This window comes from Enterococcus sp. AZ141 (assembly GCF_051714385.1).
In the GTDB taxonomy this organism is placed as follows: domain Bacteria; phylum Bacillota; class Bacilli; order Lactobacillales; family Enterococcaceae; genus Enterococcus_D; species Enterococcus_D entomosocium.
This window is the reverse complement of record NZ_JBIORT010000003.1, coordinates 1-25,525: the sequence shown is the minus strand read 5'-3', so window position 1 is coordinate 25,525 and position 25,525 is coordinate 1. Positions and strand designations below refer to the sequence as shown.

29 protein-coding genes are annotated in these 25,525 nt (G+C 38.7%); 23 read left to right on the top strand and 6 right to left on the bottom strand.

Translation table 11 applies throughout. From position 1 onward, the window contains the following. The first annotated feature begins 70 nt into the window (after window positions 1–70). Together IGI89_RS16830 and IGI89_RS16825 are read left to right on the top strand one after the other, a co-directional pair. Window positions 71–382: a P27 family phage terminase small subunit gene (locus tag IGI89_RS16830; protein WP_010736761.1), complete on the top strand. Its 312-nt coding sequence runs from the start codon at window positions 71–73 to the stop codon at window positions 380–382. Beyond that, a complete protein-coding gene (locus IGI89_RS16825; protein ID WP_438735926.1) occupies window positions 379–2,061 on the top strand; it encodes a terminase TerL endonuclease subunit in 1,683 nt (560 codons plus the stop codon). The genes IGI89_RS16830 and IGI89_RS16825 overlap by 4 nt, the downstream gene beginning before the upstream one ends. A gap of 45 nt (window positions 2,062–2,106) precedes the next feature. On the opposite strand, the gene IGI89_RS16820 is transcribed toward IGI89_RS16825, so the two are convergent. Further along, window positions 2,107–2,385, bottom strand: a complete 279-nt coding sequence (locus IGI89_RS16820) for a hypothetical protein (RefSeq protein ID WP_216448674.1) — start codon at window positions 2,383–2,385, stop codon at window positions 2,107–2,109. Between the two features lie 330 nt (window positions 2,386–2,715). Between IGI89_RS16820 and IGI89_RS16815 the strand changes: the two genes are divergently transcribed. From IGI89_RS16815 to IGI89_RS16730, 18 genes are all read left to right on the top strand, one after another. Further along, entirely contained in the window at window positions 2,716–2,889 is a 174-nt protein-coding gene (locus tag IGI89_RS16815; RefSeq protein WP_216448672.1) for a hypothetical protein, read from the top strand. Between the two features lie 34 nt (window positions 2,890–2,923). Continuing rightward, on the top strand, window positions 2,924–4,096 hold the full coding sequence (locus tag IGI89_RS16810; RefSeq protein WP_060792306.1) for a phage portal protein: 1,173 nt from the start codon (window positions 2,924–2,926) through the stop codon (window positions 4,094–4,096). Then, window positions 4,083–4,787, top strand: a complete 705-nt coding sequence (locus tag IGI89_RS16805; protein WP_438735925.1) for a head maturation protease, ClpP-related — start codon at window positions 4,083–4,085, stop codon at window positions 4,785–4,787. Before IGI89_RS16810 ends, IGI89_RS16805 begins: the two co-directional genes overlap by 14 nt. Window positions 4,788–4,790: 3 nt before the next feature. Beyond that, entirely contained in the window at window positions 4,791–5,969 is a 1,179-nt protein-coding gene (locus IGI89_RS16800; protein WP_218212714.1) for a phage major capsid protein, read from the top strand. Between the two features lie 17 nt (window positions 5,970–5,986). Further along, window positions 5,987–6,109: a HeH/LEM domain-containing protein gene (locus IGI89_RS16795; protein WP_218212713.1), complete on the top strand. Its 123-nt coding sequence runs from the start codon at window positions 5,987–5,989 to the stop codon at window positions 6,107–6,109. A 3-nt stretch (window positions 6,110–6,112) separates the two neighbouring features. Continuing rightward, a complete protein-coding gene (locus IGI89_RS16790; protein WP_010749275.1) occupies window positions 6,113–6,391 on the top strand; it encodes a hypothetical protein in 279 nt (92 codons plus the stop codon). Then, window positions 6,381–6,752 carry a phage head-tail adapter protein gene (locus IGI89_RS16785; RefSeq protein ID WP_194185611.1) on the top strand — a complete coding sequence of 124 codons (372 nt, stop codon included), beginning with the start codon at window positions 6,381–6,383 and terminating at the stop codon, window positions 6,750–6,752. The genes IGI89_RS16790 and IGI89_RS16785 overlap by 11 nt, the downstream gene beginning before the upstream one ends. Continuing rightward, window positions 6,749–7,147 carry an HK97 gp10 family phage protein gene (locus tag IGI89_RS16780; RefSeq protein WP_194188082.1) on the top strand — a complete coding sequence of 133 codons (399 nt, stop codon included), beginning with the start codon at window positions 6,749–6,751 and terminating at the stop codon, window positions 7,145–7,147. Before IGI89_RS16785 ends, IGI89_RS16780 begins: the two co-directional genes overlap by 4 nt. Continuing rightward, window positions 7,144–7,539, top strand: a complete 396-nt coding sequence (locus IGI89_RS16775) for a hypothetical protein (protein ID WP_148394774.1) — start codon at window positions 7,144–7,146, stop codon at window positions 7,537–7,539. Before IGI89_RS16780 ends, IGI89_RS16775 begins: the two co-directional genes overlap by 4 nt. 32 nt (window positions 7,540–7,571) lie before the next feature. Next, the gene (locus IGI89_RS16770; RefSeq protein ID WP_438735923.1) at window positions 7,572–8,183 is read left to right on the top strand and encodes a phage tail protein; all 612 of its coding nucleotides are present in this window, start codon (window positions 7,572–7,574) and stop codon (window positions 8,181–8,183) included. A gap of 62 nt (window positions 8,184–8,245) precedes the next feature. Beyond that, entirely contained in the window at window positions 8,246–8,623 is a 378-nt protein-coding gene (gene gpG / locus IGI89_RS16765; protein ID WP_438735922.1) for a phage tail assembly chaperone G, read from the top strand. Between the two features lie 47 nt (window positions 8,624–8,670). Then, complete coding sequence (locus IGI89_RS16760; protein ID WP_438735921.1) at window positions 8,671–8,826, top strand: hypothetical protein; 156 nt, start codon at window positions 8,671–8,673, stop codon at window positions 8,824–8,826. 1 nt (window position 8,827) lies between these two features. Then, on the top strand, window positions 8,828–13,534 hold the full coding sequence (locus IGI89_RS16755; protein ID WP_438735920.1) for a phage tail tape measure protein: 4,707 nt from the start codon (window positions 8,828–8,830) through the stop codon (window positions 13,532–13,534). Further along, complete coding sequence (locus IGI89_RS16750; RefSeq protein WP_438735919.1) at window positions 13,531–15,036, top strand: hypothetical protein; 1,506 nt, start codon at window positions 13,531–13,533, stop codon at window positions 15,034–15,036. Before IGI89_RS16755 ends, IGI89_RS16750 begins: the two co-directional genes overlap by 4 nt. Continuing rightward, window positions 15,033–18,632, top strand: a complete 3,600-nt coding sequence (locus tag IGI89_RS16745; RefSeq protein WP_438735918.1) for a phage tail protein — start codon at window positions 15,033–15,035, stop codon at window positions 18,630–18,632. Before IGI89_RS16750 ends, IGI89_RS16745 begins: the two co-directional genes overlap by 4 nt. A 16-nt stretch (window positions 18,633–18,648) precedes the next feature. Further along, a complete protein-coding gene (locus IGI89_RS16740; protein ID WP_074536831.1) occupies window positions 18,649–18,852 on the top strand; it encodes a hypothetical protein in 204 nt (67 codons plus the stop codon). 58 nt (window positions 18,853–18,910) lie between these two features. Further along, window positions 18,911–19,375, top strand: coding sequence for a hypothetical protein (locus tag IGI89_RS16735; RefSeq protein WP_118215303.1), 465 nt, complete (start codon window positions 18,911–18,913; stop codon window positions 19,373–19,375). An 11-nt stretch (window positions 19,376–19,386) separates the two neighbouring features. After that, window positions 19,387–19,632 (top strand): phage holin, encoded by a 246-nt coding sequence (locus IGI89_RS16730; protein ID WP_438735917.1) that lies wholly within the window; start codon window positions 19,387–19,389, stop codon window positions 19,630–19,632. 293 nt (window positions 19,633–19,925) lie between these two features. Here the strand turns inward: IGI89_RS16730 and IGI89_RS16725 are convergent, their stop codons facing one another. Next, window positions 19,926–20,363, bottom strand: coding sequence for a hypothetical protein (locus IGI89_RS16725; RefSeq protein WP_218212709.1), 438 nt, complete (start codon window positions 20,361–20,363; stop codon window positions 19,926–19,928). A 90-nt stretch (window positions 20,364–20,453) separates the two neighbouring features. Here IGI89_RS16725 and IGI89_RS16720 point away from each other — a divergent pair, with 90 nt between their 5' ends. From IGI89_RS16720 to IGI89_RS16710, 3 genes are read left to right on the top strand one after another with little or no spacing between them, the layout of a single operon-like run. After that, window positions 20,454–21,236: a peptidoglycan amidohydrolase family protein gene (locus tag IGI89_RS16720; protein ID WP_218212708.1), complete on the top strand. Its 783-nt coding sequence runs from the start codon at window positions 20,454–20,456 to the stop codon at window positions 21,234–21,236. 45 nt (window positions 21,237–21,281) lie between these two features. Continuing rightward, window positions 21,282–21,662: a transcriptional regulator gene (locus IGI89_RS16715; RefSeq protein ID WP_086317187.1), complete on the top strand. Its 381-nt coding sequence runs from the start codon at window positions 21,282–21,284 to the stop codon at window positions 21,660–21,662. 53 nt (window positions 21,663–21,715) lie between these two features. Further along, a complete protein-coding gene (locus IGI89_RS16710) occupies window positions 21,716–22,639 on the top strand; it encodes a peptidoglycan amidohydrolase family protein (RefSeq protein ID WP_438735916.1) in 924 nt (307 codons plus the stop codon). A gap of 649 nt (window positions 22,640–23,288) precedes the next feature. Here the strand turns inward: IGI89_RS16710 and IGI89_RS16705 are convergent. The 4 genes from IGI89_RS16705 to IGI89_RS16690 all read right to left on the bottom strand — a co-directional run bounded on the left by IGI89_RS16705 (window position 23,289) and on the right by IGI89_RS16690 (window position 25,284). After that, window positions 23,289–24,245: an Abi family protein gene (locus IGI89_RS16705; RefSeq protein ID WP_218212707.1), complete on the bottom strand. Its 957-nt coding sequence runs from the start codon at window positions 24,243–24,245 to the stop codon at window positions 23,289–23,291. 302 nt (window positions 24,246–24,547) lie between these two features. Beyond that, window positions 24,548–24,805, bottom strand: a complete 258-nt coding sequence (locus IGI89_RS16700; RefSeq protein WP_218212706.1) for a hypothetical protein — start codon at window positions 24,803–24,805, stop codon at window positions 24,548–24,550. Then, window positions 24,726–24,992 (bottom strand): hypothetical protein, encoded by a 267-nt coding sequence (locus IGI89_RS16695; protein WP_438735914.1) that lies wholly within the window; start codon window positions 24,990–24,992, stop codon window positions 24,726–24,728. Before IGI89_RS16695 ends, IGI89_RS16700 begins: the two co-directional genes overlap by 80 nt. Before the next feature lies 1 nt (window position 24,993). After that, window positions 24,994–25,284 carry a DUF5960 family protein gene (locus IGI89_RS16690; protein ID WP_144771496.1) on the bottom strand — a complete coding sequence of 97 codons (291 nt, stop codon included), beginning with the start codon at window positions 25,282–25,284 and terminating at the stop codon, window positions 24,994–24,996. Window positions 25,285–25,525: the final 241 nt, after the last annotated feature.

Genomic DNA, 25,525 nt, shown 5'->3' with positions numbered 1-25,525 from the left:
CGGTGGGAGGGGTCAACTGTCCAAATTTATGACTAAAATTTTTTTGCTAGGGGGGTGAGAGCCTTTGAAGATGTCAGATTTAAAGAAACAGTTGCTGAGACAGATTGACGTAAACGATCAGATGGAACTTGAAAAAGTTGAGAGATACCTTGATTTAGTTAGGCTTTATCGAAAAATGGATAAAGCTGTTAAGCAATACGGACCAATTGTCGAAGGCTTTAACGGCACTCAAACGTATCTTAAAACTAACCCAGCAATCGCTCAAAAAGTTACGATTTCTCGTGCAATTATTGCTCTTGGTAAAGACCTTAACCTTGATGATTTGAACGGTAAAGTAGTCACTGATAATCAAGATGATTACGATGAGAGTGATCTAACATGATTCATCAAAAACACGTTGATTACTATATCGAACAATTCAAATCGGGGAAAATAAAGTTTAACAAAGAGCGAGCAGATTTAATTGAGTATTTAGAACGTGATGTTCTTAGTCGGGCTGATGTTTACTTCGATGATGCGATGATTGATAAGTGCATTGCTTATGGTGAGAAATGGTATTTCCAAATGCAGCCATTCCAGAAGTTCTTAATCGCATTTATCTTTTTTTATTTCAAAAAGAATGACCGAAATGTTTACCGTAAATTTCTTTGGATGTTTGGTCGTGGCGGTGGCAAAAACGGATTGTTATCAGTAGTGCTTAATTTCCTTCAGACTGAAATGCACGGCATCATGGACTACAACGTTTCGATTGTTGCCAATAGTGAGGATCAAGCGAAAACTTCATTCGAAGAGATATACAATACAATCAAGCGGAATAAAACTTTACAAAAAGCTTTCGAATATGGGAAGTCAGTGATCACGAGCAAAAAGACTGGAAGTAAAATAAAATTCCGTACTAGTAATGGCGATACAAAAGATGGATTGCGTGATGGAGCAGTAGCTTTTGATGAAATCCATCGATACGAATCGAACAAAGATGTAAAAGTCCATATTAGTGGGCTTGGTAAACGCCCGAACCCGAGGGAGTTTTATGTGGGTACTGACGGTTATGTTCGTGAGGGATTCTTGGACAACATGAAAGAAAAAGCGAAAAGAGTGTTGATCGGTTCAGTCCGTTTCAATGCTCTTTTTCCTTTCATTTGCAAACTGGACTCAGAAGAGCAGGTCAATGATCCTGACAACTGGGAATTAGCCAATCCTATGTTTCATCAGCCACTATCTGAGTATGCGGACAATCTTTACGAAACTGTTATGGAAGAATACGAGGATTTGGAAGACGATCCAAGCAACCGAGAAGAGTTCATGACTAAACGTATGAATTTACCTGTCACAGACTTAGAACGATCGGTGGCTAGTCGTGAAGAGATTCTTGCAACAAACAGACCATTCCCAACAAACCTAATCGGCAAACAAGCCATTGGCGGTTTAGACTATGCCAGTCTGCGTGATTTCGCCGCTTGTGGGCTTTTGTTTCGTGATGGGGATGATTATGTATTCAAGACCCATTCGTTCGTTAGAAAGCAATTTGTGGACATTTACTACGGGTATTCCCGTAAAGCTTCTGAAACTACAAAAGAAAAATTTGCACCAGTAAGAGAATGGGAAGAAAAAGGGTTGCTGACGGTCATAGATGGGCCCACAATCGATCCGAAAACAGTTGTCGGCTGGTTTGTTGAGCAACGTGAAAAATATGGCATAACGAAAATAGTAGCCGATAATTTCCGGATGGATTTATTGCGACCAATGTTTTTGGAAGAAGGATTTGAAATCGAAGTGATCCGAAACCCGACAGCTGCAGATAATTTACTAGCGCCAAGGATTGAAGATGCATTTGCCAATAATCACATTATCTTTGGTGATAATCCATTGATGCGCTGGTACACGAACAATGTACTAGTTAAGACTAACGGTGATGGGAATAAATCATACAAGAAGAAAGAAGAGGTTCGTCGTAAGACAGACGGATTCAAGGCTTTTGAATACTGCCTATGGCGTGCTGATGAAATCATTGACTACGACTACGATGATGCCTTTGACATGTTGGATGAAATTGAATTCTAAAAAAATGAACAGGAAAAAAGTTCTCTATCCTGTTCATTAGTTTTTTTAAAAGATGTTTTGATTTATCCATTTCCACTGATCTTCTGTAAGCCAACCATTTTTGTTATTGACTACTTCAATAATGATCATTTTGTCACCATTATCTAAGTATTGATTTAGTTTTTCCATCATTTCTGATGGTGTTAAATCAGAAGTAAATAAAAAAGCTGATTCCCAATACTTGCAATAAGCTCTGCTCAACTCACCTTTAAATAGTTTAATAACTTCGTCGTAGTTCTGTCCAGGCCTATTTAAATCGTAGGTTGCTAAATATGCTTTAGTCATCAATGCGTCCTCCTTATAATTATTTCAGCTTTAGATTAGCTGATACCGACATTATATCACCTTTGGTAATGCTTACAATCTAAATTTTAGAAAGTGAGTGATCATTATGTATAAACCTCAATATCTTAATGTAGAGCGTGTAAAAAATAATGTAATGGCTGGTAATACAGTCTATTTCACAAAAATAACTTCAACACCTTTGGGTTACAAGAAGAAACCACCTGAACAGGTCCAAAATAAATCAGGTAGGCGATTTGCCGGAAAGTGAAGGTGATCCTGAAATCTCGCATTTATGCGTTAAATAAAAATAATGGAAAAGGAGTGGTTTTCGTGGGAGAAGAAAAGAATCATGGGAATGTGACAATTAACTTAAAAATCAAGAAAACTATCTATTTGAAAATCTTGCAAATTAAAATTGTTAGTTTCTTTAGCAAGAAAAAAGCAGAAGAAATGTACAACAATTTGGATGGCAATGACTTTGTCAAATTAAAGTCAATCAGATAGGCGACCGTCACTAATTGAAAGGTGGTGAAAAGATGTGAGTTTATTTGATGTCTTTAAGCAGTCCATCCGGAATGAAGAACCTTCGGACTGGATTCCTGATCTCGTCTATGGTGATGATGAGTCCGCTCGAGCGTATCTGAAAATCATGGCTAAGAACACAGTGCTTGATTTTGTAGCAAGAACAATGTCCACATTGGAAGTAAAGTTCAAAAACAAAGATGGCACTGCTGATTGGGAATACATTTTGAATGTTCGACCCAACAATGATATGTCGGCTGCAACGTTCTGGGAAAAGTTTTTCTACCGACTTATGGACGACAACGAAGTGCTGGTCATTTTTACTGAAGATAACCAATTGCTGATAGCTGATGATTTTTCTCGTACGGAATATGCCGTTTATGATGATGTGTTCACTGGCGTAACAGTAAAGAACTATGTGTTTCAAAAAAGCTTCAATATGTCTGACGTTATCTACATTGAATACAACAATGATAAACTGGATCGTTTTACAAAGGGTTTGTTCGAGGACTATTCGGAGTTATTTGGGCGAATTATTGAAATTGCAATGCGAAACAACCAAATTCGTGGATCTGTGTCTATCAATGCAACTGCTACTGCCAACGAAAAGAAAGATGAAAACGGCAAGACTCGAACAGAAAAACTTCAAGAATATGTCGATAAAATCTATCAAGCCTTTAAGACAAAATCAGTTGCGATCGTGGCAAAGGTGAAGAACATTGATTATGAGGAATACACCAATAAACAAGGGGTTTCCAATCAATCACTGGATGAGTTAAACAAAATGAAAACATCGTTGATCGATGATGTAGCCAACGCCATAGGAGTTCCTACGGCGCTTATTTATGGTGAAAAAGCTGACCTTGATTCTAATCTAGATGCTTTTCGTAAACTTTGTATCGTTCCGCTGATGAAGAAGCTTCAGGATGAGTTGATGGCCAAAATCATTACAAAAAAAGAATATCAAAAAGGGGAGCGCATCAAAGTTTCTAAAGTATTGCCAGTCAGCATCATAGAGAAAGCAACGCAATTAGATAAAGTCGCTTCTTCAGGAGCGTTCTATGTGGATGAAGTCCGTGACGTATTTGACTACGATGAATTACCAAACGGTGAAGGCAAGAAAATTAACATGACCAAGAACTATGAAGAAACATCGAAAGGGGGTGAGAACGAAAATGCCGAAAGTTAAAAAAGTACCGTTTCAATTTACCAACGAGATCCAAAATGGTAAGCACATTCTCACCTTGAGTGGTAATGTACAAAAGAAATACTGGCGTGATGATGATGTCATTAATGCGAAAGATATCCGAGAATCACTGGATAAAGTCACAGATGATATTGTGATCAAACTGAATAGTCCTGGCGGCGATGTGTTTGAAGGGATTGAAATTTACAACTACCTTAAAGATCACCCATCAATTATTACTGTCGAAGTAACTGGTTTAGCAGCAAGTGCCGCAACCTTCATCACTGCTGGCGCTGACGAAGTGATTATGAACGTTGGAACCTCATTGATGATTCACGAAGCTTCTACCTTCGCTTGGGGAAACAAACAGGATATCCAAAAAACACTGAACGCTTTAGAAACTATCGATGATTCAATTCTGGCAATTTATTCTGATAAGACCGGTCAATCTGCTGATCAGTTGCGTGAATGGATGAATGAAGAAAAATGGTTCACGGCAGACGAAGCAGTCGAATTCGGATTTGCTAATTCTGTAAAACGTGCCGAACCTCAAGAAGAACCGCAAGATATTGCATCAATGATCCAAGATGCCGTTGCAGTTGCTATGGCTAGTTTAAGTCAACCTGTAACAAATCAAGTGGAACAAGAACCAAAACCAAAATCATTAATCGCACGATTGCGAAAAGGAGAATAAACTATGTTAAAAATTACAGACAAAACTGCAGATGCGAAGAAAGTCTTTAACGCTATTTCTGCAAAAGAAGATGCAACACCTGAACAAGTAAACGACGCTTTAGAAGCTTATGTCACTGCGATTGCAGAAGATGCAGGATCGCAAGTACGTGCTGAATATGAAGAATTGAAGAACGTCACTGACAACCAAATCCTTCAATCACGTGGCATTCCAGTTTTAACAGCAGAAGAAACTAAATTCTACAATGAAGTAGAAAAAGCCGGTGGTTTCGACAAGGACATTACATGGCCAGTAACCATTTTCGAACGTGTATTTGAAGATCTTCAAAAGGAACATCCTATTTTACGTCTGGTGAATTTCACACCTACTGTTGGTTTAACTAAAACAATTCGTTCTCGCCGCAAAGGGGTTGCCGTTTTCGGTCCATTGCATAAAGATCTTGAAGGGCAATTAGATGCTGAATTCGGAGTGGAAGAAGCAACACAGATCGCCTTAACTGCTTTCTTCTTAATTTCAAATGATACATTGCACTTAGGCGCTCGATGGATCAATCGTTATGTACGCCTTTGCTTAACAGAAGCTGTTAAAGACGCTTGGGCAACTAAAATTGTTACTGGTACCGGTAAAGACGAACCGATTGGTTTGTTGAAAGATTTAGATGGAGCCGTTGTTGGTGGGGTTTATCCGGATAAAGCCAGCGTTGGTACTTTGACATTCAAAGACGCACCTTCAATGGTTACTGAATTTGCATCTGTTATGAAAAAAATGGCTTCTTACAAACATTCAATTGGTACTGGTGACACAAATGCTACTGATGAAACACGTGTGGTTGACGGTAAGATTTACTTAATTATCAACCCAGTCAACTACTACGATATTGTTGCACGCCTAACGATCCAAAATGCAAATGGGGTATTCGTGACGAACATGCCATTCATTTCCCCTGATCACATTATCCAATCGGTTGATGTTCCTGTGAACAAACTAATTGTATTTATCGAAAATGGCTATGATGCTACTCAGTCTCAGCCTGAAAAAATTTCTGAATACAAAGAAACGTTTGCGATGAAACGTGCAACCCTTTATGCAATTGACATGTTGGGCAATGGTAAACCTGTTGATAATTACGCAGCGCAAGTCTACGACATTGCTATTCCAACTAGCGGTGGCTCGGGGGAGTAACAACGCCTAACGCTCGTATGGCGACTGTAGACTATTCTAGCCTTACGGTTCCAGAACTAAAAGCGTTGTTAGACGAGCGTGCAATTGATTATGCAAGCAGCGCTAAGAAGCGAGAATTAATTGATCTATTGGAGGGATAACGAATGAACGATCCAGTTTTTATTGATGAATTCAAAGATCGCTTTCGTATTTTTCATTCATCCGAAGATGAAAGTATTGGCAAACAATTAGAAAGTGGCTTTGTAGATATCAAATCAATTATTGGAGAGTTTGATCCTACAAAGTATGAAAAAGGCAAAGAATTAGTCTATGAGCGCACTCGTTATTTAAGAAACGAGGCGCTCGAATACTTTTATGACAACTTCCAGATGATGATCATGGACGCTTCAATTGACTTGGTAGGTGATCAAGTTGCCGATTAAAACAAAATATGAAAGACCTGAAATTGTAGCCGGTGATTTGAATACGCCGGTTACTTTTTTTGAAGTAAAACCAAACGATGGACCTGAACCGGGTGAACAAGAAAACAAGAAATTGTATTACTGTACTTGCTTGGTTTACAATCCTTCTTCTAAGGATAGAGATATTCTTAGCGGCAAAGGAACAAAGAAAGCTGTCACTATCAAGATTCGAGATCCATTCACAGATTATTTGCCAAACAATGCGCATAAAGTAGTCTTAGATGATTTCCGATACAAAGATGATGTGTGGGATATTGTAGATTTTGCGCCAGATGTTGAGAATAACGATTTTCTTAAAATCATCTTGGGGGTGACCTCATGAGCGTTTCAGTTAAAGGCGTGGACGAGATACTAAAGAATCTTGAAGCCAAGTTAGGTCCAGCAAGAACGAACCGGATTGTGAATAAGTCGCTTAAGAACTATGGTCAAAAATTGCAACAAGATGTGCAAGAGGCGGTATCCAGTTACATGGATACTGGTGAAACGCATGATACAGTTATTGTTTCCGGAGTGAAAAAAGGACCGCCTAAAACAATCGAAGTTGGTTGGGGTCAAGGTTCAAGATGGCGCTTAGTGCATTTGAGTGAGTTTGGCTATACTCGGTTTGGTAAGTACGTTAGCCCTAGAGGGATGGGGAAATTGCAAGGTGTGGTTGATAAGACAGAAGGATCTGCATTTGAAGAGATGCGGTCAGAATTGGAGGAGTTAGCACGATGAAAGATATGATGATGGAAGTCTACAATGTTTTATCTGCTGATCCTACGATTGCAAAGGAGGTGACTGCAAAGAACATCAAATTCTATGAAGTACCTGAAAGCTTCGATTCGACCAAACCTTTTATTATCATCGATACACCACTTGGACCACCAACTAGTGCTTACTATGCTGCCAACAAAGAGATGTCGCAAACGTTCAGTTATCAAATTAATGTTGAAACTCAATCAAGGATTTTGACAAAAGAAATTGCTAAAGCAGTGAAAGCTGCGATGTGGGAATTTGGTTATGCTCAGTTAAATGGTGGACTTGACGAATATTTCCCGGAAACAAAGCGCTTTGTGGATGCAAGGCGGTATCGAAAACACACACAAATTCACGACACAGATTATTAATCGGTGTCTATTTCATTAGGAGGAATTTATAAATGGAAACTTATGGCTTTGATAAATTATCGGTTCGAAAACTTACCACAGCATTGGAACCAGATACAACAGCGAAAATTCACATTTTAGAAGGTAAACAAAAAGAAGGTGGACCTACTGCCTTCGACTTAACAGGGCTATCCAAAGAAGCGGTGAAAGTATTTGCTGGGAACGTTGAGTATTATTTGTCCAAGAAAGGTACCGGATCAGTAGCTGCAAACTTTGGTTTACTGGATGTGCCTGTAGAAGTTGAACAAGAAATCTTAGGATTGATCAAAATGGCGGAAGGTATTGACGGTTTCGGTGATGAAACGGATCCTCCTTATATGGCTGCAGTCGCTGAAGCAGAAGATTTATATGGTGAACCAGTTGCTTTTGCTATGGTAGCAGGTTCGTTTAATCGTGATGGGTTTTCATTGGCTACGAAAAACGATGAAGATTTTACACCTGAAGCGGGCGAGTATGTTTACAACGCAATCTCTCGAAAAATTACCATTGGTGAAAATGATAAAACTGTTAAAGTCTTACGTGCATTTGGGACGGCTGCAGTCGCTCAACTAAAAGCTGCCGTTCTTGGTGGCGCTGTTACACCTTCAAGTGGTAGTGGACAGTAATATGACAAAGGTTAGTCTTCGGACTAGCCTTTTTATTTTTTGATTAATAGGAGGAATTATACATGTCAGAAATTGGAAAAGAAATCAGATTGGATCTAATGATCAATGGAACAAGAAAGACCTTCACGCAAAGTCACGTGCCTTATTCAAAAGCTTTGGACTACACGGATGGTGAAGCAAAACTTTTTAAGAAGGATGACGAAGGCAATGATATTGCTCCTCCAGCCAGAGTGCTTACTGAATTCCGTGCTGAGTTTGTAGCCGGATTGTTTGAGGATAAAGATTTAACCGGAACTGTCCTTTTAGATGGTATCGATGCATGGGACAGAGATTTGATCATGGAAATCATTATGTATCGTGTTTTAGGTTACGAAAAAGACGTGGAAGAATCAAATCCAACCGACAAGAAAGACCCAAAAGGAAAAAAGGACGGAAAATAAGTTCGTCCGATCATCATGAGTTACAGCTAGATGTTGTGAGATCTATATTGAAGATTTATCCCAATTGGACGATCAATGACGTTCTGAATACAGATACGCTGTACCTTTATGAAATTATGTTTAAACAAACGCCAAAAGGAAAGAAAAACAAAAAACGCAAAGAAATTAAGCCGTTGGCTGATTTAGTGAAAGGGGGCGGATGATTTGGCTGGTGCAACTCCATTAGGAAATATGGTCATAAAGCTAGGTTTGGATGATGCTGATTTTGGGAAAGGCGTTGCTAATTCTAAAAAGCAAGTACAATACCTAGCAAAAGAAATGCAAGCAAATATGAAAGTTGCTGACTTGGCAGGGAACAAACTTGGCAAATTAGGCACTCGATACGATGGTTTAACACAGATTATCAAAGCACAAGAAAATCAAGTGACCGCCCTCAAGAAAGCCTATGATGGTTCATTTGTTGATGGTAAAGCTACTGACTCCACGAAACGGCTGGCTAACCAATTACAAGATGCTAACGGTAAACTGGCAAACTATAAACTGCAGTTACAAAATACCGCAGGAGCGATTGCTGACTATCAAATCAGAAATGAAGGTTTAACTGGTTCAATCAATAAAGCAAGCGATGTTTTAATAAACAACGGCAAAAGACTAGGGGACATAGGGTCTAGTTTGACAAAAGGCTTAACTGTACCTATTGCGGCTGGAGTGACTGCTGTGACTGCCGCTGCTATTAGTTGGGAATCAGCATTTGCTGGTGTAAAGAAAACATCAGACGAAGTGGTGGATAGCAATGGTAATGTTGTTTATTCATACGATGATCTTGAAGCGAGTTTAAGAAATCTTGCAAATGAACTACCGTCAACCCATAGTGAAATAGCTGCTGTTGCCGAAGCTGCAGGGCAGCTGGGGATCCAAACAGACAATGTTTCTGCATTTACTAAAGTAATGATCGATCTAGGCGAGTCAACAAACATGAGCGCTGAAACAGCTGCAACTGAGTTGGCTCGTTTTGCTAATATTACTCAAATGTCGCAAGATAAATTTAGCAACTTAGGTTCTGCATTGGTTGACTTAGGTAATAACTTTGCAACAACAGAATCTGAAATATCGGCGATGGCATTAAGGTTAGCAGGTGCCGGTGCTCAAATTGGTATGTCCGAAGGCGACATTTTGGGATTTGCAGCAGCATTAAGTTCTGTTGGTATTGAAGCGGAAGCTGGTGGGTCTGCCTTCTCTAAAGTGATGGTTAATATGCAATTAGCTGTTGAAAAAGGAGCGGGCTCATTTGACGAGTTGAAAGCACATGCCGAGGATCAAGGTGTTTCTTGGGAAAGATTAGTAACAGCGGTGCGGTATGGTGGCAAAGAACTAACTGGTGTTTCCAAAGAAATGGGATTTACATCTGCAGAACTTAAAAAGATGTATAAAGAAGCTGACAATTCGAAAACTAGCTTGGAACAGTTTGCTGATGTTGCCGGAATGACTGGGGACAAATTTGCTGAAATGTTCAAATCTAATCCATCTGAAGCAATTATGAAATTTGTCGAAGGATTAGGAAAAGCCGAAGAACAAGGTTCGTCTGCAATTAGTGTGTTGGATGACATGGGTATAACTGAAGTTCGGTTAAGAGACAGTTTGCTGCGTGCAGCTAATGCCAGCGGAGTATTTGCTGGGGCGGTAGAAATGGGTAACAAAGCATTCGGAGAAAATACTGCACTTGCTGAAGAAGCTGGCAAGCGGTACGAAACAACGGAATCCAAACTAAAAATGCTTAGGAATGAGGCAGTGAATGCTGCTATTGATTTGGGAGGTCCTTTTGTTGATGCATTAAGAGATGGATTAGAATCGAGCAAACCTCTAATCAAACAAATCGGTAATCTAGCTGAGGCGTTTAGCAATGCAGATCCTAAAACCCAACAGATGATCGTAAAATTGATAGCTGCTACTGCGGCCGCTGGCCCTTTGTTATCAATTACCGGGAAATTAAGCGGCACAATTGGAGGGTTAGGAAAATCCTTTATTGATCTAAGTGCAAACATGGCCAAGAAAAAAGCTATCGATGAGGTTAAAAAATCGTTTATTGATGGAGATATTTCCGCCAATGACTTTCTAAAAACTTTAGCAGGTGGGTCAGGCACCATGACACAATTTGGAGCTGCAGCCAGTGGGGCGGCAGGATCTGGTGGTATAGGAGCAATGACAGCGGCACTTGGGCCGTTAGGACCTCTTATTCTTGGTATCGTTGGTGTTGGTGGTGCTCTTGCAGTTGGATATGGTGCTTGGAAATTATTCGGTGAAGAAGCTTGGAACTCTAGTCAACGTGTTCAACGGTGGGGAGAAGATGTAACGCAAGCTACAGATACTACGCTATCAGCTGTACAGGATCACACAAATAAAGCATCAGGAACATTTAATCTTATGGCACAAGGTTTTGATACTGATACCGCATCAATGGTGAGTAACTTCCAATTAATAGGATCAACTATCGAGAATGACCTTACGAACAAACTAGAAGCTTACAAAACAGCAGTTGATTTATTACCTACTGAACTTCAGGAAAAAGCTAGTCAGATTCTTGATGAAAAAGCTGATGAAACCCAGAAAGTAATGGAACTTGTTAAAGCCAACAATGAGGAAGTTCTACGAATCAAACAGCAGTATGTTGATAAAGATGGGGAGATTACAATCCAAGGCGCTAAAATGGTTCAAGATCTTATGACCCAGAGTGCAAAAGAGTATCTTAACATAGCGATCACTGATGCGGATGCTCGTAGAGAAGTAATGTCTGCCTTGACAGGTGATGTTGAAACAGCAACAGCGGAACAAGCTGAAGCATGGATAAAATCATTGGCACAACAAAGGCAACAAACCAAAGCCAGCTACACTGAAGATATTAATGACTATAGGAGTAAATTAGAGAAAACTGGTCAATTGAATAAAGAAGAAATTGACATGCTGGTCGGTCTTTACGAAGATGCGCGCGAAACATCAACCGATGCATTGGATGCCCAAATGGCATTACTAGTACAAAAATACCCTGAACTAGCAGAAAAAATTTCATTGGCCAACGGTCAGATGATTGATCAAACCGCTGGCACTACAGAAGCATTCATTGCTGAGAACCAAAAGATATTAGAAAACTCAGCAAATCTATCTGCTAAATTATCGGAGAACGCTAAGAAAAACGCGAAATCCTTAGCATGGACTGCAGATCAAACCACAAAAGCTGGTAAAACTTGGAATGATTTAGAACTCTTGGATAAAGATGGAAACGTAAAAACTAATGCGACAGAAATAGTTACAGAAGCTACTAAAGATATCCAAACATGGAATGATATGAAAGTCTTAGTTCATGATGCAAACTTGGATTCCAACGCTAAAAAAGTCATTGGAGAAGCTGCTATTGCCAATGGGTATTGGGATGGAATGGCTTGGAGTGATAAAGAGGCTGTGTTGCAAGATGAATTTTCTATCACGATGTACAAAGTACTTGACGAATCCGGTAAATGGGATGAGTTGTCATTAGAAGCAAAGACTGCTTTTCTTTATTCAAACACTCCTGAGGTAATGGCTGAAACGATGCTAAAACTTGGTTTGTGGGATGAATATCAGCCAGAGATCAAAGATTTAGATGCTAAGAACTACAACTTCTTAAATACGATTAAAGACTCTGAGGAAAAAATGAAAAACTGGGATGAAATTCCTGATACTACCAAAGAACTTTATGCTGATAACTACGATTTGTTAACCAAAATTTATTCATCTGATGAGATGTATGGACGATTCAAAGAACTACCGGATTCCGAAAAGAAATTTTTTGGTGAAAACGATGACTTGTTGTTCAAGATTCTTAATTCTGAAACGTCTTGGAAAGGATGGCAAGAACTTCCTGACTCTCAAAAGAATATTTTGCTTAATAACGAAGATTTGATGACGAAGGTTTTTGCTTCTGAAGAATCCTTAAACGCTTGGAAAGAGTTGCCTGATCCCGTCAAACATATGCTAGGGAATAACGAGGACATTCTGGCAAAAGTCCAAGATGGAACAATTTCTGTTGAGGATTACAACAAAAATGTACTGCCTACTTTGAAGAAACTATTCGGGGATAATAGTGATATTATTCAGAAATTACTTCAAGGAGAATCTGGACTAAATACTTACAACGGGAATAATCCAGCTAAGAAGATTTTGAATGGTGATTCATCTTCTGCGCAACTAGCTGCTAGGACAGGTGGAACAGCACTAGATATTTTCGCAAGAAACAATCCAGCTAGGAAATATCTGAATGCGGATGATAATGCCAGCTCAAATGCTTTTAATGCAAGAGAAGCTGTACAAAGATTCATAAACTTGCCATCTGTTATAACTAAGACACTAAAGGTTGCTACCGCTGGAGCTGCTATTGGCGGCGCTGCTGGAGCTTTTATGGCTGAGGGAACCAATTTCCATAAAGGTGGAGATATGATCGTAAATGATCAGCCCGGACCTTTGTATAAGGAAATTGTACATGAACCAGGCAAAGAGCCGTACATTCCAGTCGGACGTAATGTTCTAATCCCTAATGCTAAGAGGGGAACCAAAGTTTATAAAGCAAGCCGCACCAAATCGATTATGCGACGCTTGGGCATTCCAAAGTATGCTGACGGTGTGGGTATTCCGGAAGATTCCTTATTGGTTCGGAACTTGAGAAGTATGAGTCCATCTGTAGAGCCAAAATCAACTACGATTGTTAATACGCAAGACTATTCGGACAAACTTGATCAATTGATTGCCATAATGTCTTCCTTTGGAAAGGATCTCCGAAACGTGAAATTTGAACTGAATCGTAGAGTTTTAGGCGATGTGATTATAGAGGAGTCTAATCGAAGAGAACGAACACAAAGCAGAGGAAGGGGTATAAGAGGTTGATATCAGATGTAACTATAATTTATAGTGGATCAAATTTAACAGAAAAAATGGACTTAGATGAAGCTCCTGATTGGGGCATACTTCCGGACGTTGAGAATGTCTATGAGGAACAAACCAAAAATGATGGTAAAAAATTTAAGTACAAACGAAATCAAGGGAAATCTATCCCTCTTAGCTTCCTGATGGCTTCCGAAGATTATATTGCTGATCGTGATGCTCTAGCCCTGATTCTGAATCAGGAAACACCCCAACAGTTGCAAATTTCAATTTTTAAAGATCGGTATTGGAATGCTATTATTGATGGCTCATCATCGTTTGTCAGAGAAATGGATGATAAGAATCAAGTGAGGATTAGTCTTTCGTTTTATGTGCCAGAAGGAATCGCACATGCTACAAAGACTGATATCTATATCACTCAATCAGATACATTCACCGTCAATAATAAAGGGACATACAAATCATATCCAATCTTGGAAGCAACGATGCCAGGAGACAATGGCGTGATTGCTTATATCAACAATAGGGGTAAAATCTTGCAATTTGGTAATCCCGATGAAGCTGATGGAGTTGGTTACACTGAATCAGATCGTGTCATTTGGGATACGGTCATGATTGCTTCTGCTGAAGCAAGTCGGGGATGGAAAACAAATGAATACCAGTTTGACGGTTTGTGGAATGGAACGGAAAAACTAAATGCTAACGGTACTAGGAAGTTTGGATCAGATGGCGGCTACGGATTTGTAACGCCGGATTCTTACGGAACTGGCACACAAGGCTTCAAAGGGATCACGTATGGTCGTAAGGTGTCGCCTGATTCACAAGGACATGTCGGGGCAAAAGATTTTGAGTCTCGTCATGGTGTGTGGTTTGAAACTGGAAATATTCGGCAAACAGGTATCTACATTGTGGAACTGCGTGATGCTTCAGGTAAAGCGGTGTGCTCAGTGACTTTTTATAAGCTTTCTTCTTCAAATAATAATGCGAAGATTCGAATCAATGTAAAAGGTAATTGGAAAGAATGGTCCTTTCAACCGACTGCGTGGAATTTCTATACAAAAAAAGGGAGAGAGTTTTCCATTGTTAAAGAAGGAAACTTGTTGAGATTCCATGTTGGGGGAGTCGCCAACGGCGGATTTATCCATTCCATTCGATTAGATGAATTGAAGGACGTTGAAGTGACTGATGTTGTTTATTATATGGGAGTTCCTGTAAATGGCACACCGGTATCACATATGAAACTCACTCATTCCACATTTCGAAAAGATAAAGTTGAGAAGGTTCGAGATGTGAAGAATCTTTTTGGGGAAGCTGATGTTCTGCGAGCAGATTGTAGTACGGGAATTGTCACACTAAATGGAATCGAGCAAAAAGGCTTGGGCAGTTTAGGGAATGACTGGGAAGAATTCTTTTTAGAACCTGGGATCAATCAAATCGAGTGTATTTATTCCTCTTGGGCACAAGCGCCAAGTTTTAAACTTTACAATCAGGAGGCTTACTTATGATTATCTTTTTTTTCGATCGTTTCTGGAACCCTCTTGGAAAAGCTTCAGCAAAACTGCCTAAAGGCGTTACTTACTATGATGATCACGAAGTCGAAGATGTCGAAACTGGCACTTCGACTTTTGAAGTCTATGTGGGATTTGACGAAGAAAATCGAAATATTGTGCGAGCATATGGTCAGGAAGCAACGTATTTTGTCACTACTGATCAGGAAGGCCATGGAAGACTATGGTCTGTCATTGATGATGAATCAGATGAAGAAGCAATGTTTCACTACTTTTATGGTGAAGATGCGGGTATGGATCTAATTAATGAGATGCTCCCAGCGTGGGGATCGCCGGGCAGTGCTAAACCGATCGTTTATTATATCGAACGAGCAGCAGCAGATTCGGGATTTGAAATCGGAATTAATGAGATTCCTAATCTGACTCGAACATTGGAGTGGGATGGAGAAGCGACTGGGTTAAATCGACTGCAGTCTATTTTTACGCAATTTGACAACGCAGAATTACAATTTCGCTTTGATATTGATGAAAACACACTTGAGTTAAAACACAAGTATATCGATATCCTAAAGAAACGAGGAAATGATACAGGTATTGAGCTTCGGATGAATCGTGAAGTGAAAAATATCCGAATGAAGCGCAGTCGAGCAAACATGTTTAACGCTTATCGATGTTACGGTGCGACACCTGAGGGAAAAGAAAATCCAATAACTTTAAACGGCTACTCTCTGACCACCGCACAAAAAGAAATTAATCCTGAAACCGGCAAAGCAAGATTTGTTCTGAGTGGAAATATTTTGAAAGATACCGAATCAAATGCTAAGTACAGTCGCTATCTTAATCCCTACGAACAAGGCGAAGATGAGGGATACTACACAGGTATCTATAACAGCGAAGCAACAACACAGAATGCTTTGGCCAACGAAACCATTCTTCAGTTAAAGAAGACAGGTTATCCAGAGGTAAATTACGAGGTCGATGTTATTGATGCTCCACGTACCTTAAAAGCTGGTGATTATGTTTCGATCGTCAACGATAAAGATGAACTTTACCTAGAAGGACGCATTCTTAAAACGGATCGTAGTAGGAGTAACGATACATTTGAAATTACTTTAGGAGATTATCTGATTCGTGATAGTGGAATCGCTGAACAAATTCAAGCAATGGCAGACAAGCTTAAAGGAAAAGATGGAGTAAGCAACTTCATCTTCTATGCTTATGCAGATGATGATAAAGGGACTGGTTTTAGTCTGAATCCTCAAGGGAAGAAATATACTGGTTTAACGGTTAGTTTAGTGAATCAGCAGCCGAGTGATCCAAGTGTTTACACATGGAGTCTGTCAAAAGGTAGCGATGGACAACCAGGAGAACCAGGCGAAACATACTACCCACATCGTGGTTATTTGATGGCAGACGGTACATTTACCAAGGTTTATCCTGAAGAAAATACTTACACCGCTAACACTGTATTTCAATCTTTGTTAGGAGGTGTACTTCCTATTAGAGAGGAAGAAACTGCGCCTAGAGGATTTCGATTTACAGGAGTTCAAGGAGGTTCGGGAAGCTTTAGAATTAGGGATGTTATAAAAGGGAATGGAATCTGGACTGTTAAGTTCAAGGCTCGTCAAAGTCAATCTTATTCTTCAGCAGGTTTTTCATTAGATATTTGTGACAGCCCTTCGCCAGCTAAGAGATTCACTCTTAATCAAGACAATTCTTGGACAGAAATTTCATTGACAGTTGAAGTGAAAAACTGGTCCAGCACTATGAATTTTGTGGATTTTTCTGGAATAGATTGGCTGTACTTTTTCGTTTCAGATTTCAAAGTTTCCCGAGGAGATGGCGGACTATATACACCAGCACCATCGGATGACTACGAAAACGCCTATCCTAAGTACGAAGGATTCTATTCAGATACGAATCAAGTTGGGTCTGATAATCCTGATGATTACAAACCATGGACACCATTCATGGGACCACAAGGGCCTGCCGGTGGAGTTGGTCCAACTGGCCCTCCCGGAGAAAATGCACAAGAAGTGTTTTCCGGTTATCTGACTAATGAAGCAATTGTATTACCAGCGAACCCAGCGGGGACAGTCACAGATTTTAGTGCTGCAAATGGCACATTTATCACATTCTTGGGTCAAACCCAACAGACCACAGGTGTTGCTTATTCACTTGTTTCCCAATCGGGCATAACGGCGAACATAAATGCATCGACAGGTGTGTATACAGTCACTGCGGCAAGTGCAGATATGGGGATGACGATTTTTCGAGCAGTTAAAAACGGAGTCACCATCCAGAAGCAAATCATTGTGACCAAATCTAAGCAAGGCTCTGCTGGTAATGGGGTTATCTCAACTGACATTACTTATCAAGTAGGATCGAGTGGTACAACAACCCCTACGGGAAATTGGCTCTCAGCTATCCCAACAGTACCTGCGGGTCAGTTTCTATGGACAAGAACTATCTGGACGTTTTCAGATAGCACTTCCAAAACCGGATATTCAGTGAGCAAATCGGGAGAAACTGGTGCAACAGGGAATGGCATTTCAGCTACCTCTATCAATTATGTTGCCTCAACATCCGGTACAACTGTTCCTACATCAGGTTGGACAGCAGCTATTCCCGCAGTGCCAGAAGGTCAGTATTTATGGACTAGGACAAGGCTAACGTACACTAATGGTAATACTAATGAGAGCTATACGGTATCTAAGCAAGGGCAGAAAGGTGACCCGACTGGTCTTATCGCTCAGAGTACTGCCCCTACATCGCCATATGTTGGTATGCTTTGGAGAAACACCGGAACAAATAATGGCTACTTACTTAATGGGACTTACCGTTGGAACGGATCTGCTTGGGAGATCTATGTATTTATTGCTGCAAATATTTCCGTTGAAAATTTGGCGGCCATTGTTTCTCGTATAGGTGAAATCTACAACGATTATTCTCGAACGTATAACGATAATACAACCGCTATAGGTACCTTATCAATAAAAGATGCGGAGATCAATAACTCTGGCGTTATAAGAAATTCGTCAGGAGTTGTGACACAATCCTACGAACAGATTCTTAGTCATCAATTATTATCAATGGCTAGGTATAGCGGGTCAGCTGCAGGAGATCAAAATGAGTTGATCGCATCTGCTTCACTTTCTTTTGATACTTTGACTCTAAATGACAGAGAAAATGGTTTTTCTGGAATGATACATGCTAGACAACTAACTGATACACCTTGGATTAATTTGTCATATGCGGCTGGTTTCAGGACTTCTGAAAATAATCCCTGCCAGTATCAGATCTCATATAACATGAAGGGAAAGAGAACAATTACCTTCAGAGGGCAGGTTGAGCGAACAAGTGGTGCTATGACAGGGACAACCTATCCTTTTGGGATAGGCACCGTTCCAGCTTCTATCAGGCCGACCGGAAACACATTTAAGCTAGCTGCAGGAGACGCAACAGAATTGCAAACAGTTCGTGTAGCTATGTTGGGGACAGCGCAGCCAAGTATCGGGAATTCTATACAAATCAAGGTTGTTGGAAATTCTCAATACGTTGATATATCGGCTTTAACATACGACATACCATAGAAACGGAGGAATATTTGTGCGATGGACAAGCATTACACCCGAGTATGATCAAGACGGGAAGATTACAAAGTATTATGTTTCAGTTGATAGTCAAAATAAGAATAACGAATCAATTACGGGACAATTAATTATTTCAGCAGATACACTTGATTTAAGTGAAGTTTTAGTAGTTGCAGAAAATAAGATTGTTAATATGTTGACGAAAGAGCAGCCAGAATAGGTTGCTCTTTTATTTTAGTAGAAAGCAGGTGGCATATGTTCAGTTGGGGGAAATTAAAATGAAAGAGTTTTTGGAAATCAATAGTTTTTGGGCAGCCGCTTTTGGAAGTGGTTTACTGGCTACTCTCTGGCGAGTAGGTTCTTGGGTCACTAAGCTGGTTAAAGCTAAAAGGGCTGAGAATGATCTTAGGGAACAAACAATCACAGCCTTAGAAACGGCAAATACGGAACAAGACAAACGCCTAAAAAATGTAGAGGATTATCAGGCGATGGCTGAAGTCAGAAGCCAGAAAATCGTTAAAGCCGAGAAGGCATCACTTCACAATCAAATATGGAATAAAGCAGATGAGTACATCAAGCGTGGGTACGTCACCGTTGGGGAGCTGAACAACTTTGATTATCTGTTTGAAGCATATAAGAATCTCGGTGGAAATGGAACAGGCGACACATTGCGTGCCAAGGTATCTAATTTAAGTGTACGTGATGAAGGGATTTTACAACAAAAAGAAATCGATGAACATTAGGAGGAAATATCATGAAGTTAACAAATAAACAGTATGATTTAGCAAAAAAAGTTTTAACCGTTGGGGTGCCAGGTATCACGACGTTTATCGTAACTCTAGGTGGTTTATATGGATTCTCGACAGAAATTATTGTTGGAACGATCACGGCTGCTGCAACTTTAGCAGGTGTTTTCTTGAATATCGCTAGCAGCCAGTATCAAGATGAACAGAAACCTGATTATGGGGACGGACAAGAGTTTACCGACAAGAAGGAGTAGCTGTTAGCTACTCTTTTTAATTTGAAAGGATGATTAACATGGAAAGCAAACACAATAAGGTAACCATTCCCATGAAAACAGGGGGATGGAAATGGTCAAAAAAAGGCTTGGGTTTTAAGAAAGGACGAAAATAGTAATGGCATGGACGATTCCTATTTTAGTAACGATTGTATTTTTCATTCTCACAAATAAAAAAAACAGCCATGAGATTAAATATTTTAGGTTGTTTGTTAATTATTTATGAAATGGTTTTAGCTTATGCAGGATATGTCCACACACCTATGCAAGCTTGCCTAAGAGTGATGCAAATTGTGATTTTCAACCTCGGAACGGATTAATGGGATCAATTGATTCATATCCATGATTCCAAGGACTACTTCTGCAGAATCTATTCTGTTATCAGCGTAAATAATTTTATCAAATAATTCGGTTGAAACAATTGAAAGAATAGGACCTAAAGATTTTTTGTAATCAGAAATAATAGTATTTATTGAATCATTAGAAAGATTTAGATTATCCCATTTTCCGTCGTAAGTTCTGATTTCAAGCATAGATAAGTTCATTAAAGACGACAAAAAATCGTTTAAAATTTTTTGATTATATTCAATTGTTTTAAGCTTTCTGTTATGTTCGAACTCTAACTTCATAATATTTATGGAATGTCTATTCGCTAGAAAAGTAGCAATTAATGTCGATAATATACCAACTATTGAGACAACTAATGTTTCCAATATTTTCAACTCCTTATCAGTTGTTTCAGCAGACCACTTGCTGATAAGGAGATTATAGCAAAAAAACATTTTCAAAAGGAGGAAATAAAAATGAACATTGAACAAATGATTAAATGGATGACTGATCGTGAAGGTAAAGTTACCTACTCAATGATAAGTCGCTTAGGACCCAAAAGCTACGACTGTTCTTCTGCTGTGTTCTTTTCCATGATCGCTGGTGGATTTCTGCCTAGTGGATCGATGGGTAACACTGAAACATTGTTTGCAATGTCAGGTACTAAACTGAAAAAAATCAGTCGATCAGAAGTGAAACGTGGAGATATTTTTGTTGCTGGTACTCCTGGTCAATCCAACGGATCAGGGGGACATACAGGTATTTTCCTAAGCAATAAGAGTTTCATTCATTGTTCGTATTATTGGAACGGAATCCATACAGATAGCCATGATTCATACATGAGTACCAGGTTAACGCATCATTTTTATCGAATTGTTGCAGCTGGCGATGTTAAACCTACCGAAAACAACCCTCAGATGATTCAATTAGCAATCGATGGACAATTCGGCAATGCTACGGCGAGACGCTTGCAAGAATACTTTGATACTGCTGGTAAAGATGGCATTATAAGTCATCAATACAAGCAAAAATTTAATCAGAACGTTTATGCTGCTCAATTCGATAGTTCTTTGATTGGATCAAATGTTGTTGTGGCATTGCAAAAGTATTTGGGTGTAACAGAAGATGGTCTAATGGGCCAAGCGACTATCAAAGCATTCCAAAAACGATTGGGTACTACACAAGATGGCATTATCAGTCCGGTTTCAAACATGGTATTTGCCTTGCAAAAAGCATTGAATACCAACAAATTACCTTAAACCAATTTCGCAAATAATTGCAAACCATTGATAGGAGTTGTCAGAATGACTAATGAAACCAGAGCACACATTCGCAGTATACTATGGCAGTATAAAAAGATCGAAAAAACGTTTAAAGAATTCTCGGATATTATTGCAACAGATAGGAACCCTTATATGGAGTATCCATTAGGGGAAGAAAATCCAAGTTGGACAATGAATCAAATTTTGTTTTATAAATCCTTTTTAAGAGTGGTCAATGGTGTTCTAGAAGATTCAACACTTGATGTTAGAGATATATTTTATGTGAAGTACTACAATGGTCATTCGAAAAAATGTATAGCGGTTGTATCTGCGGAAACTTTTCTAAGCGAATCTACTATAAAGAGAAGAGATGCTGAATTTATTAATGAAATCGCAAAAAGATTAGGTTGGTTATCGGTTTGACCTCTTTCAATACCTAACATGGTTTATCCTTTAATTAAGGACGTACGTTCACCATGGACGCATGGTTGAAAAGAAAGGGGAAGTTAAAATTGGCTAGTATTGAAAATATGATCAAATGGTTTAAGGATCGAGAAGGTAAAGTAACTTATTCAATGAATTCTCGCTTAGGACCTAATAGTTATGACTGTAGTTCGGCTGTGTATTTCTCATTGATTGCAGGAGGTTTCTTACCTTCGGGGACAGGGATTGGAAATACAGATTCACTATTTGCGTTAGAAGGTAAATTGCTTACTTCGATTACTCGTTCTGAAGTGAAACGGGGAGATATTTTTGTTGCAGGGTACAAGGGAAACTCTGGCGGTTCGGATGGACACACTGGGGTTTTTGTTGATAGTACAAATATTATTCATTGTACCTTAGGAGGCGGGAAAAATGGAATCGTAACGACGCCAGCTACAAATTGGATGGGAGATTATAGTGGATTGCCAGTATACTTTTATCGATTAAAGGGCGCTAATCCTCCATTTAAGTACAAAGTGGATGACGTTGTTTATATCAAAAACAATGCTACTCATTACTTTAATGGTGACTTAATTAGTGATAACGACAAGAAACTTGCTGGAAAAGTAACGGGTGTTAAGTATGACGACACCGGTCGAAATGGTGAGCATAACTTAGTATTTGTAAAACAAGTTCAAACACCTACAATTATTAATCACTGGACCTTAGAACGTGATCTGGAGAAGTGGTCTCCAACAACTACCTATATTTCTAACGGTGAAATTGTTAAATTTAAAGCAGCAGCACAGAGAACAGTAGAGGGAACGCTATTGACATCTGCTCAGAAATCAAAAAGTGTAAAAAAAGTCGATACAATCGATATTGCACCAGTGAATGTTGGTACAGGTACTAGTTATCGTAAGTACAAGCTTGAGGGTATTTCTGGATGGATCTATGAAACTGATGTTCAAAAATGACGTTTCAAGTTAATCGTTTAGTATATCCAAATCACAAAAATACCACTCCGCAATGGGAGTGGTATTTTTTTATAAATAGCCCGCTACGGTGGGCTTGTGCATAGATCATATTCGTTTTACTTGCATTAACCAAGTTTATCCTATACATTAGTGGGTGCGTGCAATATTTTATGAAGAGTAGTTAGGCGGTGAAAACTTGGGGAAGTGCGCCTAATACTCTTCTTTTTTATTTTATCATTATTTCAACGTAATAGATATTATTGATTAGAATATCGTCATAAATTGGTTCAGTTTAATTAATAAAAGATGTATCATAGATTCATACCAACCAATCCAATTTTTCATATGTTTACTTTTCTTTTGGTCCACTCTAGGCAGAATAGGGTGGACTTTTTGTTGAAATAAAAACTATGTTCTTGTAGAATGGAGTCATAGCTTTGACCGGGGCTATTTCATTTTATATCTTTTTTCAGGCCCACTCTCCTTGAGGGTGGGTTATTTTTGAGCAGAAGGTTTGAACGATTTGGAAATAGCTAATATAATTAATTTACCTTATAAAAAACTTTTTCATCTAATTGTGCCACTCCTCCCCGGGAGTGGTTTTTTTTTGCAAAAAAACCTCTAAAACATGACGTTTAGAGGTTAATGATTATTTTTTTCTTTTATTGATTTTATGCGAATGCTTGGTGGGAAGTGTCCTTTTATAAGCAGCAGCATTTAAGAAGCCGAGATTTTGTGCTTTTAAGTCAGTATTGTTAACCATTTTAAATATAGAATTTGAAATATTGTTGTATAAATATTTTGGATTAATAGTACTTATAAAGGATTTTACAATCATTATTACTATAGCAACCCTATTAGTATATTCTTTTCTATCAGGATATATATATAGGTTTGGTTTCCATTCATCTCGAACAATAGGAACGGTTCTAAGACGCATATCAACTATATTTGCATTGTGTGCACAAGCATTTCTAACAAAATTTAAACAAGACATATAAGATAGTAACTCTTCGTAACTAAATCCATACTCATTGGCAATGTCAATCAGATTACTTCGTGACATTATTTTTAAAAGATAAACAACGTCTCCAAATGTTAATAGATCCATAGCTAACCAAATGGATGGCAAACCCATGTTTAAATTATTAGGATTTTTTAAATCTGGCAATGTTGAACGATCAATTTTTTCTTTTAGATCTTTACAAAATTTTTGCTCCATTTCAATTCTTTTAGAGGAAGCATACCTTTTTCTGTCTACCCATTTTGAAAAATTTATATATCCAAATGCACCGTACTTACTGCCTAAAACATAACCCAATGTAACTTTAACAGAAACTTCAATTTTCTCAATAGCATGAAGTAAAAAAATTCTAAGATTTTTATCTTGATAGTATCGTAAAACAAGATCATCGAAATTGATTCCCTCGAAAGGCTTATTCGCATTATTCGAATGGGCTAAAGGATAAGCAAACCCTTTCAACTTATAGTATCCGATAGTTTTTAATTTGTTTTCAGCTTTCGCCCTATCATTAATAGTTATTCCTTGTGCTTCGAGTCTTGATAATTGACCTGAGAAATCTAGGAACTGTACATTTTCACTCATAAAAAACACCCCAAAATAAAAAGAACTCCCACATCAGATACACGTCTGCCTTAAAGGAGTGGGAGCATTGTCGTCTTATATTTTTAATATACCATTATTTAATTGGATGTCAATCGTTTTGAAAAATATTCCAGATATTGCATATTACAAATTAGAATTGTTTAATGATTCATCTTGAAGTAAAAATTGTTCCAATCATAAAAAAAGCACAGCATATTCTCATATGCTGTGCAAGTGGAACTATGTTCCGTCATCATAATAATCATCATATAGTAATTTACTGAATAGGAAAAGTAATACGCTTATCGAACATTGATATTTTCAAATTCAATCATAATCTTCGTTTTTCCAATCACCGAATACTTCTTAACAACAAATTGTTTCCTACTATTATACTCACCAGCAACCACAATTTGCATTCCCTCATCCACATCGGCTAGAAAGTTCAAGCTATGAGCTGCAATCAAACAGTTCACTCCATCAAGCGAGAACCGCACCAAAGGGGTCTTGCTCATCTTCAACACTCTTATCTTTGATACATTGCCTTTCATCGTTTTCATAACAATCGCCTCCGTAAGCTTGTACATAATAACGACAATCATTTTTGCCTAAAGTGACAGCAACATAAAACTCGACACATTTTGCGCCGAACAAAACTTCCTGAGATTCAGAAATACTGTCCGGGAATTCATTTATAAACTCGGAATAGGATAAATAGCCTTGCTCGTATTGACTGATTATGTTCATATCAGTTACCGCCGGGCTTATACTTTGTGTTTGGATCGTATTTACGGAGAATCTTGTCTTGCGTTCTAACGTGGTCAAACAGATAGTTATCACCGTCTTTTTTAAATACATAGGCTAATTCTTCTGGGTAACCACTATAGCTTGATGGCACGGTAAAATAGGGTTTGCCGAAGTTCTCCATCGTCCGAACAAATTGATCGTACAATAAGTGCGCTGGGCCCATTCGTTCGATGAATTCGTAATAGTAGCGTTCAAAAGCATACGTCCGTTGGTTCGCTAATGGTATTTGCATATCAATCACTCCTTAACGAAATTATACGAACGAACGTTCTCGTTGTAAAGCGAACACCAGATTAATTATTTAGTTGTTTATGCTATTTAAAGGGGCAAAAAAGGGGCATAAACTGTCCACTAGTCCATACCAGTCAAATATTTATAACAGTATGCGATGCTAAATCAGCCTTATTTGATGCGGAAAAGCACCAGTGTATAGTAGTAGGAAAATGATTTAATTAAAAGACGCAGTGAAATAA